Origin of the sequence: Erythrobacter donghaensis, from assembly GCF_001557325.1 — a bacterium.
GTDB lineage: Bacteria > Pseudomonadota > Alphaproteobacteria > Sphingomonadales > Sphingomonadaceae > Erythrobacter > Erythrobacter donghaensis_B.
This window is the reverse complement of record NZ_LSJS01000171.1, coordinates 14,512-28,799: the sequence shown is the minus strand read 5'-3', so window position 1 is coordinate 28,799 and position 14,288 is coordinate 14,512. Positions and strand designations below refer to the sequence as shown.

Genomic DNA, 14,288 nt, shown 5'->3' with positions numbered 1-14,288 from the left:
ACGTTTCAAAGGTTAACCAAGTCTCAGCCTCAGGCTTTCTTAACCACGGGCGGTAACGCGATATCCCGAGGTCTCCGGCTAACACCCATGATCGGAGAAGCTTATGCGCCTTGTGCAACGCTTGATTCTGCCCTTCCTGCTGCTGCTGTTCAGCGGCGCGCCTGCGCTTGCGCAGAGCGGACCGTGGACCGTGTCCGAAGCCAAGGGCGTCGTCACGGTGATCGATTCGCAGGGGACGCGCCCCGCCCGGGTCGGCACGCCGCTCGCCCCCGGCGCCATGGTGCGCACCGCTGCGCGCGCTTCGGCGGTGCTGGTGCGCGGCAAGGAATTCGTGACCATGCGCCAGAACGCGCAGCTGCGGATCGCCCCTGCCGAGCGCGAGCGCGGGATCGTCCAGATTCTCCAGGACTACGGCAGTGCGCTGTTCAACATCGGCAAGCAGCCCAATCCGCATTTCGGGGTGGAGACCCCCTATCTGGCGGCGGTGGTGAAGGGCACGACCTTCGTGATCACCGTGACCCGCGAGGGCGCCAGCCTCCAGGTCACCGAGGGCGCGGTGGAGACCGCGACGCTCGACGGCGGCGCGGTGGAGATGATCCGTCCGGGCAGCGTGGCGATGATCTCCGCGGCCGATCCGCTGCGGATGGTGATCGAGGGCGAGGGGCGCAAGGTGATGGATTCGCCCGCGCGCGCCGCCGCCCCGCCGGCCTCGGCGCCGACCCCGGCGCGCGGCGAAGCCTCGCTCCAGCCCGCCGCGAGCCAGCCCGACACCAGCCCGCGGATCGACCAGGCGATCGTCAGCACCCCGCAGGATCTCGGCCAGGTCTCGAACGGCTTTGCCAGCGGCGAGGTGGTGGTGCTCGCCGCGGTGGTCGTCTCCGACGATGTCCGCGGCCGGGGCAACGCGGACGCCGGCAACGGCGGAACGCCGGGCAGCGGCGTGGGCAGCGGGCCCGGCGCCGGCAATGGCACCGGCAATGGCAACGGCACCGGCAATGGTGGCGGAAACGGGAACGGCAACGGGAACGGCAACGGAAACGGGAACGGGAGCGGCTCCGAAGCTGACGGCGGCACCGATGATGGCGACGATGCCGACAACGGCAACGGCAACGGCGGCGGCAACGGCAACGGCGGCGGCAATGGCGGCGGCAACGGCTCCGACGATGACGAGGACGGCAGCGGCAATGGCGGCGGGAATGGCGGCCGCTCCGACGACGACGACGACGACGGCAGCGATGACGATGGCGAGGGCAGGGGCAACGGCGGCGGCAACGGCAATGGTGCCGACGACGACGATGACGACCGCGATGACGACGGCAACGGCTCCGACGATGGCGACGACGAGGGCAAGGGCAACGGCAACGGCAACGGAAACGGCAACGGAAACGGCAACGCCGGGAAGGCCAGCGGTGGGCGCGGCGGGCTGACGGCTCGCCTCGACGCCCTCCTCGAAATCCTCGCCGGTCGGCCCTGACCGTATCGGCGTCGCCGGCCATGAAGTTCCTGCGCCGCAAACTCGGCCGCCTCGCGCACGCGCTGCGATCCGATAGCTGGCGCATCGCCGCGCTGATGATCGCGGCGCTCGCGCTCCCCGTCTCGGTCGCCGCGCTGAGCGGGGTCTTCCGCGGCACCGAGAACCGCCTCGGCGAACTCACCTTCGCGCTGTTCGACCGCACGGCCAGCGGACAGGTGCACGTGGTCGAGATGGACGCCGCCAGCATGGCTGCGATCCGCCGCTGGCCGTGGCCGCGCGACCATTTCGCACAGGTCGTGCGCAACCTCGATGCCGCCGGGGTGCGCTCGATCAGCTTCGATGTCGACTTCTCGAGCACCGCCGATCCCGCGGGCGATGCCGCCTTCGCTGCCGCCATCGCGGCCGCGCAGGCCCCCGTCGCGCTGCCGACCTTCGGGCAGGCTGCCGGCTTCGGCGATCAGCGCCAGCTCGATTCGCTCCCGATCCCGGCCCTGCGCGAGCACGCGCAGCTCGCTTCGGTCTCGGTCGCGCCCGATCCCGACGGCTACGTCCGGCGCCTGCCCTTCGGCACGGTGACGCGCGCCACCGCGCGCCCCTCGCTGGCGGCGACCATCGCCGGGCGCAGCGGAACCGCCGGAGCGGACTTCCCGGTCGATTTCGCGATCGACCCGGCCAGCCTGCCCCGCCACAGCTTCGTCGCCATCGAACGCGGGGTGTTCGCGCGCGGCAGTCTCGAAGGCAAGGACGTGGTCATCGGCGCGACCGCGATCGAACTGGGCGATCGCTATGCCGTGCCGAACCATGGGGTGATCCCGGGCGTGATCATCCAGGCGCTGGGGGCCGAAACGCTGCGCCGGGGCGTGCCGGTCTACGGCTCGTGGTCGCTGCCGTTGCTGCTCGCGTGCCTGCCCGCGCTCGCCATCCTCGCCGCGACACGCCGCCGCGCAGTGCTGCTGCGCACCGGGCTGGCTGCGCTGGCGCTGCTCGCGGGCTGGCTGGGCGCGCGGCTCGGGCTTGCCCTCTGGTTCGAGATCGTCCCGGCGCTCGTCCAGGTGCTGGCGGCGGGCGCGCTGCGCTACCTCCTGCTCGCCCACCGCTTTGCCGATTTGCAGCGGCGCATCGATCACGACAGCGGCCTGCCCAATGGCCTCGCGCTCATGGCGCGCGACCTCCAGCCGGCCGACCGCTTCGTCATCGCCGCGCAGATCGACGATTTCGACGCGCTCAAGCTCGCGATCGAGAGCGAAACCCTCGGCATGCTGCTGCGCCGCATCGCCGAGCGTCTCAAGGTCGCCAGCGGCGTGCCGGTGATCTTCCGCAGCGAGGAGCGCACGCTGGCGTGGCTCTCGCCGCTGCCGATCGACGAGCTCGAATCCCAGCTCAGCGGCCTGCGCGCGCTGATGCGCAGTCCGTTCGAGCTTGGCGGCAAGCGGATCGGCGTGTCGCTGACCTTCGGGGTGGCGGACGCCGACATGGTCGATCCCGGCGCTCACGCCGCCCACGCCGCGAGCCAGGCCAAGCGCGCGGGCAAGTTCTGGCGGCTCCACACCATCGAGGCGGGCGAGACGATCAGCCGCGAGCTCTCGCTGCTCGGCGATCTCGACGACGCGCTCAGGAACGGCGGCATCGCGGTGCTCTATCAGCCCAAGCTCAACCTCGCGACGCGCCGGATCGACGCGGTCGAGGCGCTGGTGCGCTGGAACCATCCCGAGCGCGGCTTGCTGCCCCCGGATTGCTTCATCCCGCTGTTCGAGGAACGCGGGCGGCTCGAAGATCTGACGCTGGCGGTGATCGCGCAGGCGCTGGCCGACGCCCAGGGCTGGCGCGCGCGCGGGTTGCGGATCGGGGTCGCGATCAACATCTCGGCCGCACTGCTCACCGCCGAGCGCTTCGAGAGCCGCGCGCTGGCGCTGGTCGCGCGCTCGGGTCTGGCCGCCGGACAGGTCACTTTCGAGGTCACCGAGAGCGCGCAGTTCGATGACACCGACCTCGCGATCGCCGCGCTCGAGCGCTTCCGCGCGGCGGGCATCCGCATCTCTATGGACGACTACGGCACCGGCCAGTCGGCGCTCAACTACCTCAAGCTGCTGCCTCTGTCGGAGCTGAAGATCGACCGCATGTTCGTGGCGCAGGCCCATGTCGACAAGGGCGATGCGATGCTGGTGCGATCGACCGTGCAGCTGGCGCACGAGCTCGGCCTCAAGGTCGTGGCCGAGGGGATCGAGGAGAGCGCGTGCCTCGAATTCCTCGCCCGGATCGGCTGCGACCATGCGCAAGGCTACTTCGTCGGGCGTCCGCTGGCGGCAGCGGAGCTTGCGGCGCTGGCGGTGGCGACCGATGCCGCCGCCGAGAACGCGGCCCGGGCTGCCGCTCAGGCTCAGGCTGAGATCGAGGTCGAAGTCGAGGCGCCCGCTCCCGCACGCCGGCCTGTGCGGCTGCGCGTTGCCTGACGCGCCGAGGCCCGCTTCTCATCCCCGCTCCGGCCTGTTAGGCTGCCCCGCGCAAGACGCTGCCCGAGCGGCGCGGCACGGCGGAGGAGGACAGGATGAAACGGATCATGATCGCAGGCGTCGCAGCGGCGGGGCTGGCAGGCTGCGCCACCACCGGCGGCGCGCCCGATCAGGCTGCAGCCGCGCCCGAGCCTGCCATGACCTGCCGGGCCGAGACCGCACAAGGCCACATCGGTCACGCTGCCACCCAGGCGATGGGCACGGCGATCCTCAAGGACAGCGGCGCGCGCACCTTGCGCTGGGGCCCGCCGAACAGCGCCTGGACGATGGATTTTCGCGAGGACCGGGTGAACGTGCGTTATGACGAGGCCATGAAGATCACGGAAATCACCTGCGGATGAGCAGCCGACAGCGGACCACCTCCGGCTCGCCTTACGAGGCGAGCTTCGGCTTTGCGCGCGCGGTGCGGGAGGGCAGTCGCATCATCGTCGCGGGCACCGGCCCGGTCGAGCCCGACGGCTCCACCACCCCGGGCGGCGCGGCCGAGCAGGCGGCGCGCTGCTGCATCATCATCCTCGCGGCGATCGAGGAACTGGGCGGCAGCGCGGCGGACGTGGTGCGCACCCGGATGCTGCTCACCCACCCGGAAGATCAGGACGCGGTCGGTGCGGTGCACGCGCGTTTCTTCGGCGAGGCCCGGCCCGCGGCGACGATGGCGGGGGTCGCCTGGCTGTGCCGCCCCGAATGGCGCGTCGAGATCGAGGCCGAAGCGGTGATCGGCGGCTAATGCGGCGGTGGTTACCCTGTATTGCCGCAGTAATTGGCGGGGTATTGCTGGGTTTTGGCAGTGCCTTGTGGCTTGCCGGGCTGTGGCCGCAGCGCAGCACGATGGCCTTCGGCGATGTCGATGTCGGCGGGTGGCGGAGCGACTTCGCCGTCGGTTCCAAGGCCGCCGATCCCTACACCCGCGCCCGGGTGGCACGCCACGGCCTGCTGGCGCTCGCCAAGACCGAGGCGGTCTATTTCACCCGCGCGACCGACGATACCGGCGCACCATTGCGCGAGGCCTGCAGCTATCGTCTCTCGGGCGGCCAGATGCCCGCAGGCTGGTGGTCGGTGACGCTCTACGACCGGCAGAGCATGCTCCCCGCCAACACCGACGGCGCGCTGAGCATCGATGCCGAGCGGGCGGGGGGCGGCGCATGGTCGGCAGTGATCGCGCCCGCGCGTCCGGCGGATGACGGCCTGTGGATCTCGAGCCGCGGCGCGGGCAGCTTTGACCTGACATTGCGGCTCTACATGCCGAGCGCCGCGCTGCTCTCGGCCCCCGACACCGCGCTCACGCCGCCCCGGATAGAGCGCATCTCGTGCGAGGGCGGAGAATGAAGCGCTGGGCCGGCCCCCTTGCCGCTCTGCTACTGTGCGCGGTCGCCGCGCATGCGCTCACGCTGTACTTTGCGCCAAGCGTCATCATGGACCGCGCGATGGCCACGCTCGCCGAGCGGGGGGTGGCGCTCCACGCTTTCACCACCCCGCAGCGGGTGACGCCGCAGACGCAGAGCGTGGTTCGCTCCTCGCCCGATCTCTATTATGCGCTGTGCCGCTATGACTTCGGCGACCGCGCCGCGCGGCTTGCAGTAAGGATGGGGCACTGGCCCGATTACCAGTCGCTCGCCTTCTTCGACGCGCGCACCGACAATTTCGCGACCCTGCGCGGCACGGGACGCCGGATCGCAATACGCCTGCTGCCGCCGCGGAGCGCGCCCGAGGAAGGCGCGATCGTCAGCCCGACGACACGCGGTGTGATCCTGATCCGCCGCCTCGCCCCCACCGCGGAACGCTTCGCTGCCGCCGCCGAGGCGGGCAAGGCGGACGCCTGCACATTCGAACCCGTCAGCGGCTGACCCGCGCCACCCGCGCTTCGAGCAAGGCGATCAGCGCATCGAGATCGGCCAGCCCGTCAAGCTCCGAGGCGCTCACCAGCACCGCGGGGACCGGCCCTGCGCCGCCCAGCAGGATCGCGGGCAGCGGCAGGTCGCGGGTGTCGAGATCTGCCCGGAACTCGTCGCGATAGAGGAACAGCGTCGGCAGCCCGACCCGCGCCAGGAACGCGCGCCATGCGGGCTGCTTGGAGACCGCGCCATAAGTCAGCGCGCACAGCGAACAGGGGTAGGTGGACGGGCTCGCCAGCTTGTGCACGGCATCGCCCACCGCATTCAGCCAGCCGCCCTTGGCGTTGTAGACGAAGATGAGTGTGTGCATCTGGCTGATCATCCCACACCTTTCCTTACGTACCCGCGCATGCGCCGGACGTGATGTGGATCAAACGGGGCCGTGCCTAACAAAATTCCGCTCGCTCCTCGCGCCGCCTGCTCTTTTCCCCGCCACACAACGCCGCTAGAGCACTCGCCATGCACGGACAGTTCCAACTCACCGACGATCAGCTGGCAATCCGCGAGGTTGCGCAGCGATTTACCGCCGACGCCATCACGCCCTTCGCGGCCGAATGGGACGCAAAGCACATCTTCCCGCGCGAAACCATCCGCAAGAGCGCGGAGCTGGGCTTCGGGGCGATCTATGTCTCGGAAAGCTCCGGCGGAATCGGCCTCGGGCGATTGGAGGCGGCGCTGATCATGGAGGCGATGGCCTATGGCTGCCCCTCGACCAGCGCCTTCATATCGATCCACAACATGGCTTCGTGGATGATCGACCGCTTCGGCGGGGAGACGGTCAAGGCCAAGTATCTCCCCAGCCTCGTGACGATGGACAAGATCGCCAGCTACTGCCTGACCGAGCCGGGCTCGGGTTCGGACGCGGCAGCGCTCAAGACCACCGCGCGGCGGGACGGCGATCATTATGTGCTCAACGGCACCAAGCAGTTCATCTCTGGCGCCGGCGCGAACGAGATCTATGTCGCGATGGTCCGCACCGGCGAGGACGGGCCCAAGGGCATTTCCTGCCTCGTGATCGAGAAGGACATGCCCGGCGTCAGCTTCGGCGCGCAGGAGAAGAAGCTCGGCTGGCACTCGCAGCCGACCGCGCAGCTGAACCTGGAGGATGTGCGCGTCCCGGCCGAGAACCTGCTGGGCGGCGAGGGCGAGGGGTTCCGGATCGCGATGATGGGCCTCGATGGCGGGCGGCTCAACATCGGCGCCTGCTCGCTCGGGGGCGCGCAGCGCTGCCTCGACGAGGCGATCGCCTATACCAAGGAGCGCAAGCAGTTCGGCCAGGCGGTGGCCGATTTCCAGAACACCCAGTTCATGCTCGCCGACATGGCGACCGATCTGGAGGCGGCGCGCGCGCTGCTCTACCTCGCGGCGGCCAAGGTGACCGACAACGCGCCCGACAAGACGCGCTTCTCCGCAATGGCCAAGCGCCTTGCGACCGACAATGGCTCGGCAATCGTCGACCGCGCGCTGCAATTGTTCGGCGGCTACGGCTACCTGCAGGACTACCCTATCGAACGCTTCTGGCGCGACCTCAGGGTGCATTCGATCCTCGAGGGCACCAATCAGGTGATGCGCATGGTCGTGGGCCGGGATCTGCTGCGGCAGTAATGGGAACAAGGCTTGCCCTGACCACGCTGGTCGTCCCCGATTACGATGCGGGAATCGCCTTCTGCGTCGATGCGCTGGGCCTCGAACTCATCGAGGACAGCGACATGGGCGGCGGCAAGCGCTGGGTGGTGGTCGGCGGCAGGGAAGGCGGGCGGCTGCTCCTTGCCAAAGCCGCCAATGACGCGCAGGTCGCCGCGATCGGCAACCAGACCGGCGGGCGCGTCGGCTTTTTCGCCCATACCGACGATTTCGCAGGGGCCCATGCACGCCTCGTCGAAGCCGGCGTGAATTTCCATGAACAACCGCGCCGCGAAAGCTATGGCACGGTGGCGGTGTTCAGCGACCCCTTCGGCAATCGCTGGGACCTGATCGAACCGAAAGAAGCGGGGCAATGACTGACGACGTTCTGATCCGGGTGAATGGCCCCATCGGCCATATCAGCCTCAACCGGCCCAAGGCGCTCCACGCGCTGACGCTGGAGATGTGCCACGCGATGAGCGAGGGCTTACGCGAATGGGCGGCGGACGAGACAATCAAGGCGGTGATCCTCGATCATGCCGAGGGCCGCGGCTTCTGCGCGGGCGGGGACATCGCCTTCCTCAGGGATTCGGCGCTGAACGATGGCGGCGTGTCGGGTCGCAAGTTCTTCCACGACGAGTATCAGCTCAATCACCAGATGTTCACCTACGCCAAGCCGATCGTCGCCTTCATGGACGGCATCACGATGGGCGGCGGCGTGGGCATCTCGCAGCCCGCCAAGTACCGGGTGGCGACCGAGAACACCCGCTTCGCCATGCCCGAGACCGGGATCGGCCTGTTCCCCGATGTCGGCGGCGGCTGGTATCTGTCGCGCCTCGGTCAGCGGCTCGGGCAGTTCCTGGCGCTGACCGGCGCGCGTCTCGACGGGGCCGAGTGCCTGTGGACGGGACTCGCGACGCATTATGTTCCGCACGATATGCTCGAGGGGTTGAAGGCGCGCATCCACGATCACCCCGACCGCATCGCCGGGGTGCTGAGCGAACCTGTCGGCACCCCGCCCAAGGCGCGGATCGAAGCCAATGCCGACAAGATCGCCAAGCATTTCGGCTCCGACCGTTATGAGGACATCCTCGCCAGCCTCGAGGCCGCGGCGGAAGGCGGCGACAATTGGGCCGCGACCGAGCGCGACACGCTCGGCACCAAGAGCCCGCAGACCTGCAAGGTCGCGCTGCGCCAGCTGGCGGAGAGCGCGAAGCTCACCGACTTTGCCGACAACATGCGGATGGAATACCGCATCGCCAGCCGCGTGCTGACCCGCCCCGACTTTGCCGAGGGGGTGCGCGCGGTGATCGTCGACAAGACCGGCGATCCCAAGTGGAACCCGGCGACACCCGAAGAGGTGGGCGAAGACCTGCTCGACGCGATCTTCGCGCCCCTGCCAGAAGGCGAGGAGTGGGTGCCGCTGGCCTAGCAAAATGCGGGTTGCCCGCTTCGTCATTGCGCACGAAGCGAAGCAATCCATGGACCATCGCCATGGATCGCCGCGTCACCTGCGGTTCCTCGCGATGACAAACGGGGAAGAGAAATGACCTACGAAACCATCACCGTCGAAACCGACGCGCGCGGCACGAAGGGCGTCACGCTGCTGACGATCAACCGCCCGCAGGCGCTGAACGCGCTGAATTCGCAAGTCCTCGCCGAGCTGATCCAGGCCTTCGCCGCCTATCAGGCCGACGCCAGCCAGCTCTGCGCGATCCTAACCGGCAGCGGCGACAAGGCCTTTGCCGCCGGCGCCGACATCAAGGAGATGAGCGAGAAGGCGGCGGCCGACTTCTACCTCGACGATTTCTTCAGCCCCTGGACCAGCGAGATCGTCAAGAAGACCCGCAAGCCGTGGATCGCGGCCGTGAACGGCTTCGCGCTGGGCGGCGGGTGCGAGCTGGCCATGATGGCGGACTTCATCATCGCCTCCGACAAGGCCAAGTTCGGCCAGCCCGAGATCAAGCTCGGTGTCGCGCCGGGCATGGGCGGCTCGCAGCGACTGACGCGGGCGATCGGCAAGTCGAAGAGCATGGAAATGTGCCTCACCGGCCGGATGATGGGCGCGGAGGAAGCCGAGCGCAGCAACCTCGTCGCCCGAGTGGTGCCGCATGAGGAGCTGATCGCCGAGGCTTTGAAGACCGCTGCGACCATAGCCGCGATGCCGCCGATGGCGACTATCGCCAACAAGGAGATGGTGAACTCCGCCTTCGAGATGACGCTCGATCAGGGACTGATCGTCGAGCGCCGCATCTTCCAGATCCTCACCGCGTCCGAGGACAAGGTCGAGGGCATGGCCGCCTTCATCGAAAAGCGCGAAGGCCAGTGGAAGGGGCGGTAAGCCCGCCGCAAGGGGAAGGGAGACACATGAAGATAGCCTTCATCGGCCTCGGCAACATGGGCGGCGGGATGGCTGCGAACCTCGTCAAGGCGGGGCACGAGGTGCGCGCGTTCGACCTCAGCGAAGCCGCCCTCGCAGCCGCGCGAGAGGCGGGGTGCACCACTTTCGCTACTGCCAAGGAAGCCTGCTCCGGCGCCGGGGCGGTCGTCTCGATGCTGCCCAATGGGGCGATCGTGAAACAGGTCTATTGGGACGACGTTATCGGCCATGCACCCGAAGGCGCGATCCTGCTCGATTGCTCGACCATCGACGTCGCCACCGCGCGCGAGGTGATCGAAGTGACCGAGGCGCACGGCTACCAGATGGTCGACGCCCCCGTCTCCGGCGGGATCGCGGCAGCAGCAGGCGGCACGCTCACCTTCATGGTAGGCGGCAGCGACGAGGCTTTCGCGCGCGCCCAGCCGATCCTTGCCGCGATGGGCAAGGCGGTGATCCACGCAGGCGCTGCGGGCAACGGGCAGGCGGCCAAGATCTGCAACAACATGCTGCTCGCGATCCACATGATCGGCACCTGCGAGGCCTTCGCCATGGCCGACAAGCTGGGGCTCGACGCGCAGACCTTCTACGACATCTCGAGCGTCTCCAGCGGCCAGTGCTGGTCGATGACGTCCTACTGCCCGGTGCCGGGCGTGGGGCCCACGACCCCCGCGGACAACGGCTATCAGGGCGGATTTGCCGCAGGGCTCATGCTCAAGGACCTGAAGCTCGCGATGGAGGCGGCGAAAGGTGCGGGGGCCAAGGTCGAGCTCGGCGAGCACGCCCGCGCGATCTACGAGGCCTTTGCGGCCGACAACGCCGCGACCGACTTTTCGGGCATCATCCGCACGCTCTGAGCGATCAGCCGCGCAGCTTCGGGCAGCGCTTGTCTGCCGCCGTGCGCAGCTGCGCGGCGGCGGCAGCATCGCGCTTGCCCAGCAGGTCGAGGCTGATCTGCAGCGCGCGGCAGTCGAAGGTCGCCCCGCGCGCAAGGCTGTCGGCTGCGATTGCCGCGAAAGCAGCCGGCGGCATCACCCGCGCACCGCGCCGCAGGAAAGCCGGGTGCCACCGCTCGCCCCCGACCACGATCGCGACCAGGGTGTCGCGGGCGGCCGTGTCGGGGCCGTCGAGCACCGCCGGGCCAAGTTCGAGCAGCAGCGCATCGGGGGTGCGGTCGTTCAGGAACAGCGCGGCATAGCGGCGCGCGGCCTCGCGCCGGTCGGCATTGGCAAGCGCAAGCCGCAGCATCGCCTCCTGAGCCACCGGATCGCGCCAGCCGCGCCGCGCGGCGAGCTGGATGGTCGCGGCGGCCCTCTCGGCCTGGCCTGCCTTCGCCTGGCCGATCGCCAGAAGCGTGAGATATTCCGCGGGCAGCGGGCGGCGGCGAACCAGCCGCTCCGCCTCGGCGAGGGCAACCGCCGGGTCGCCCTGTTCGAGCGCGGCCTGGGTGACGCGGGTCTGCGCGAAGTTGCGCAAGGGCGCAGGCACGAAGCGGGCGACGGCAGGGGTGGTCTCCGCCTGCTTGTCGATCTGCAGCGCTGTTGCGAGCAGCGCGAGCGCGATCAATGCAGCATACCAGATGATCCGGCCGATCACGGACGCGCGCTCCGTTCCTCGGTGGCGATGCGCGCCAGCAGCAGCAGCGCAAAGCCTGCGAGCGCGAGGATCGTCTGGTTGCGCAGCGGGTAATCGGTCACCGACTGGGCTCTTGTGCTGGTGCTGGCGCAGATAGGCGTCGATATCCTCGGCGATGAGGCTGTCGGTCTGGAAGCTGGAGGGCGTGTCCATCAGAAATACCCTTCCTGCTTTTTCTTTTCCATGCTCGCGTCGCCGCCATCCTTGTCGATCACCCGACCCTGCCGTTCGCTGGTGGTGGTGAGCAGCATTTCCTGCACCACTTCGGACAGGTTCGCCGCCGTGCTTTCAACCGCGCCGGTCAGCGGAAAACAGCCCAATGTGCGGAACCGGATCGAGCGCATGGTGATTTCGGGCCGGTAGCCCATCACCGCTTCCAGCCGCGGCAGATCGTCCGCCATGAACAGCCCGCCTTCATATTCGAAGGTCGGGCGCTCGGCGGCGAAATAGAGCGGCACGATCTCGATGCCTTCGTTCATGATGTATTGCCAGATATCGAGCTCGGTCCAGTTCGAGATCGGGAAAACGCGGATGCTCTCGCCCTTCTTCTTGCGGGCGTTGTAGAGGTTCCAGAGCTCCGGGCGCTGGTTCTTGGGGTCCCAACCGTGGCTGGCGGTGCGGAAGCTGAACACGCGCTCCTTCGCACGGCTCTTTTCCTCGTCGCGCCGCGCGCCGCCAAAGGCGACGTCGAAGCCGTACAGATCGAGCGCCTGCTTCAATCCTTCGGTCTTCCACATGTCGGTGTGCAGCGGACCATGATCGAAGGGGTTGATCCCGCGTTCCTTGGCCTCGGGGTTCTGGTAAACGAACAGCTCCATCCCGGCATCGCGCGCGGCCTTCTCGCGCAAGGCATACATGTCCTTGAACTTCCAGGTGGTGTCGACGTGCAGCAGGGGAAACGGCGGCGGCGCGGGGTAGAATGCCTTCTTGGCAAGGTGCAGCATGACCGCGGAATCCTTGCCCACCGAATAGAGCATCACCGGGTTCTCGGCCTCGGCCACGACTTCGCGGAAGATGTGGATGCTTTCGGCTTCGAGCCGCTCGAGATGGGTGAGACTGCGCATGGGCCGCAGTTAGACGCTGCACTGCACAAGACAAGCAAATTTGCCTTTGCCCCGGTGTGGCGGCGCTTGGGGCCGGGCTGGCAAAGTCGAGACTTGCTCCCGGTCCGCGGCCGCGCCAAAGGCTGGGGCAAAGGGAGAGAAAGATGAGCCAGCCGACCGGGCCGCTTGCCGGCCTTCGCGTTCTTGAATTCGCCGGGATCGGGCCGGGGCCGCATGTCGCGATGCTGCTGGCCGACCTCGGCGCGGAGGTGGTGCGAATCGACCGGCCGGGGGCGCGGCCGACCAATCCGGTGGTCGAACGCGCGCGGCACCGGTTGGCGGTGGACCTCAAGAGCGACGAAGGCAAGGCCGCGATCCGCGCCGCCGCCGCCAATGCCGACGTGCTGATCGAGGGCTTCCGCCCCGGGGTGATGGAGCGGCTGGGGCTCGGGCCGGACGCGCTGATGGAGGCCAACCCGCGCCTCGTCTATGCCCGGATGACCGGCTGGGGGCAGGACGGGCCGCTCGCGCAGGCTGCCGGGCACGACATCAACTACATCGCCATCACCGGCGCGCTCGCTGCCGTGGGCAAGTCGGGCGAGACCGCGACCCCGCCGCAGAACCTCGTCGGCGATTTCGGCGGCGGCTCGATGTATTGCGCCTTCGGGATCATGGCCGCGCTCTACGAACGCGAACGCAGCGGCAAGGGCCAGGTGGTCGATGCCGCGATCGTCGACGGGGCGACCAGCCTGATGAGCTTCTTCTTCGGGGTGCGTCAGGTGCCGCACCTTTCGACCGAACGGGGCAAGGGCATGCTTGGCGGGGCGGCGCATTTCTACCGCTGCTTCCGCTGTGCGGACGGGAAGGAAATCTCGCTCGGGTCGATCGAGCCGCAGTTCTACGCCGAAATGCTGGCGAGGGCGGGCGCTCCGGCAGAGCTGGCGGAAGGGCAGATGAACCCGGCCAACTGGGACGATTATGCGGAACGGCTCGCCGCTCTGTTCCTGACCAAGACGCAAGCCGAGTGGTGCGATCTGCTGGAGGGCACCGACGCCTGCTTTGCCCCGGTGCTCGGGATCGAGGAGGCCCGCGAACATCCGCACATGAAGGCGAGGGCCGCCTACCTCGAGCATGACGGCATCTGGCACACCGCTCCCGCGCCGCGTTTCAGCCGCACGCCGGGTGCGGTCCGCTCGAGCGCGGACGACGGGGCCGGCGTGGTCGCGCGGTGGGCGGAGGCAGGCTGATGGCGGGCAAGTTCTTCGAGGAATGGCAGGTCGGCGAGCGGATCGAACACCCGATCCGCCGCACCGTGACCGAGACCGACAATCTCCTGTTCTCCACGATGACCCACAACCCCCAGCCGCTCCACATCGATGTCGAGGCGGCCAAGGCGAGCGGGTTCGGGCAGATCCTCGTCAACTCGACCTTCACCTTCAGCCTGCTGGTCGGGCTGTCGGTGGGCGAGACGACGCTCGGCACGCTGGTCGCCAACCTCGGCTTCGACAAGGTGGTGACGCCCAAGCCGGTGTTCATCGGCGACACCCTGCGCGCCTCCTCCGAGGTCAAGGAGCTCAGGGAGAGCAAGTCGCGCCCCGATGCCGGGATCGTGACCTGGGTGCACGAGATGATGAACCAGCGCGACGAAGTGGTGTGCCGCTGCGAGCGTTCGGCGCTGATCCGGCGCCGGGGGTGAACAATCCGCGGCCCTGCCGTGTAGTCCTTCCGAAGGAG

At 68.6% G+C, this 14,288-nt stretch carries 16 protein-coding genes; 13 read left to right on the top strand and 3 right to left on the bottom strand.

Features of this window, described 5'->3' with window-relative positions:
• Positions 1-121: 121 nt before the first annotated feature.
• The 6 genes from AX692_RS10110 to AX692_RS10085 all read left to right on the top strand — a co-directional run bounded on the left by AX692_RS10110 (position 122) and on the right by AX692_RS10085 (position 5,828).
• Positions 122-1,474 carry a FecR domain-containing protein gene (locus tag AX692_RS10110; RefSeq protein WP_196490030.1) on the top strand — a complete coding sequence of 451 codons (1,353 nt, stop codon included), beginning with the start codon at positions 122-124 and terminating at the stop codon, positions 1,472-1,474.
• A gap of 20 nt (positions 1,475-1,494) precedes the next feature.
• The gene (locus AX692_RS10105) at positions 1,495-3,924 is read left to right on the top strand and encodes an EAL domain-containing protein (RefSeq protein WP_073973425.1); all 2,430 of its coding nucleotides are present in this window, start codon (positions 1,495-1,497) and stop codon (positions 3,922-3,924) included.
• Positions 3,925-4,019: 95 nt separating this feature from the next.
• Positions 4,020-4,325, top strand: coding sequence for an I78 family peptidase inhibitor (locus AX692_RS10100; protein ID WP_073976957.1), 306 nt, complete (start codon positions 4,020-4,022; stop codon positions 4,323-4,325).
• On the top strand, positions 4,322-4,711 hold the full coding sequence (locus AX692_RS10095) for a RidA family protein (RefSeq protein ID WP_073974176.1): 390 nt from the start codon (positions 4,322-4,324) through the stop codon (positions 4,709-4,711). The genes AX692_RS10100 and AX692_RS10095 overlap by 4 nt, the downstream gene beginning before the upstream one ends.
• 44 nt (positions 4,712-4,755) lie before the next feature.
• A complete protein-coding gene (locus tag AX692_RS10090; protein ID WP_230959491.1) occupies positions 4,756-5,310 on the top strand; it encodes a DUF1214 domain-containing protein in 555 nt (184 codons plus the stop codon).
• Positions 5,307-5,828 (top strand): DUF1254 domain-containing protein, encoded by a 522-nt coding sequence (locus tag AX692_RS10085; RefSeq protein WP_073974174.1) that lies wholly within the window; start codon positions 5,307-5,309, stop codon positions 5,826-5,828. Before AX692_RS10090 ends, AX692_RS10085 begins: the two co-directional genes overlap by 4 nt.
• Here the strand turns inward: AX692_RS10085 and AX692_RS10080 are convergent.
• A complete protein-coding gene (locus tag AX692_RS10080; protein ID WP_230959490.1) occupies positions 5,818-6,198 on the bottom strand; it encodes a hypothetical protein in 381 nt (126 codons plus the stop codon). The two genes, AX692_RS10085 and AX692_RS10080, sit on opposite strands and share 11 nt — an antisense overlap.
• Positions 6,199-6,335: 137 nt before the next feature.
• Between AX692_RS10080 and AX692_RS10075 the strand changes: the two genes are divergently transcribed.
• The 5 genes from AX692_RS10075 to mmsB all read left to right on the top strand — a co-directional run bounded on the left by AX692_RS10075 (position 6,336) and on the right by mmsB (position 10,733).
• On the top strand, positions 6,336-7,481 hold the full coding sequence (locus AX692_RS10075; protein WP_073974173.1) for an acyl-CoA dehydrogenase family protein: 1,146 nt from the start codon (positions 6,336-6,338) through the stop codon (positions 7,479-7,481).
• Positions 7,481-7,876: a VOC family protein gene (locus AX692_RS10070; RefSeq protein ID WP_073974172.1), complete on the top strand. Its 396-nt coding sequence runs from the start codon at positions 7,481-7,483 to the stop codon at positions 7,874-7,876. Before AX692_RS10075 ends, AX692_RS10070 begins: the two co-directional genes overlap by 1 nt.
• Positions 7,873-8,931: an enoyl-CoA hydratase/isomerase family protein gene (locus AX692_RS10065; RefSeq protein WP_073974171.1), complete on the top strand. Its 1,059-nt coding sequence runs from the start codon at positions 7,873-7,875 to the stop codon at positions 8,929-8,931. The genes AX692_RS10070 and AX692_RS10065 overlap by 4 nt, the downstream gene beginning before the upstream one ends.
• Before the next feature lie 114 nt (positions 8,932-9,045).
• On the top strand, positions 9,046-9,840 hold the full coding sequence (locus AX692_RS10060; protein WP_073974170.1) for an enoyl-CoA hydratase-related protein: 795 nt from the start codon (positions 9,046-9,048) through the stop codon (positions 9,838-9,840).
• 26 nt (positions 9,841-9,866) lie between these two features.
• On the top strand, positions 9,867-10,733 hold the full coding sequence (mmsB, locus tag AX692_RS10055; RefSeq protein ID WP_073974169.1) for a 3-hydroxyisobutyrate dehydrogenase: 867 nt from the start codon (positions 9,867-9,869) through the stop codon (positions 10,731-10,733).
• A 4-nt stretch (positions 10,734-10,737) separates the two neighbouring features.
• Here the strand turns inward: mmsB and AX692_RS10050 are convergent, their stop codons facing one another.
• A complete protein-coding gene (locus AX692_RS10050) occupies positions 10,738-11,472 on the bottom strand; it encodes a tetratricopeptide repeat protein (protein WP_073974168.1) in 735 nt (244 codons plus the stop codon).
• Between the two features lie 191 nt (positions 11,473-11,663).
• Positions 11,664-12,575, bottom strand: coding sequence for a sulfate adenylyltransferase subunit CysD (gene cysD, locus AX692_RS10045; protein ID WP_073974167.1), 912 nt, complete (start codon positions 12,573-12,575; stop codon positions 11,664-11,666).
• A gap of 143 nt (positions 12,576-12,718) precedes the next feature.
• On the opposite strand from cysD, the gene AX692_RS10040 reads away from it, so the two are divergent.
• Together AX692_RS10040 and AX692_RS10035 are read left to right on the top strand one after the other, a co-directional pair.
• Positions 12,719-13,801, top strand: coding sequence for a CaiB/BaiF CoA transferase family protein (locus AX692_RS10040; protein WP_073974166.1), 1,083 nt, complete (start codon positions 12,719-12,721; stop codon positions 13,799-13,801).
• On the top strand, positions 13,801-14,250 hold the full coding sequence (locus tag AX692_RS10035) for a MaoC family dehydratase (RefSeq protein ID WP_073974165.1): 450 nt from the start codon (positions 13,801-13,803) through the stop codon (positions 14,248-14,250). Before AX692_RS10040 ends, AX692_RS10035 begins: the two co-directional genes overlap by 1 nt.
• Positions 14,251-14,288: the final 38 nt, after the last annotated feature.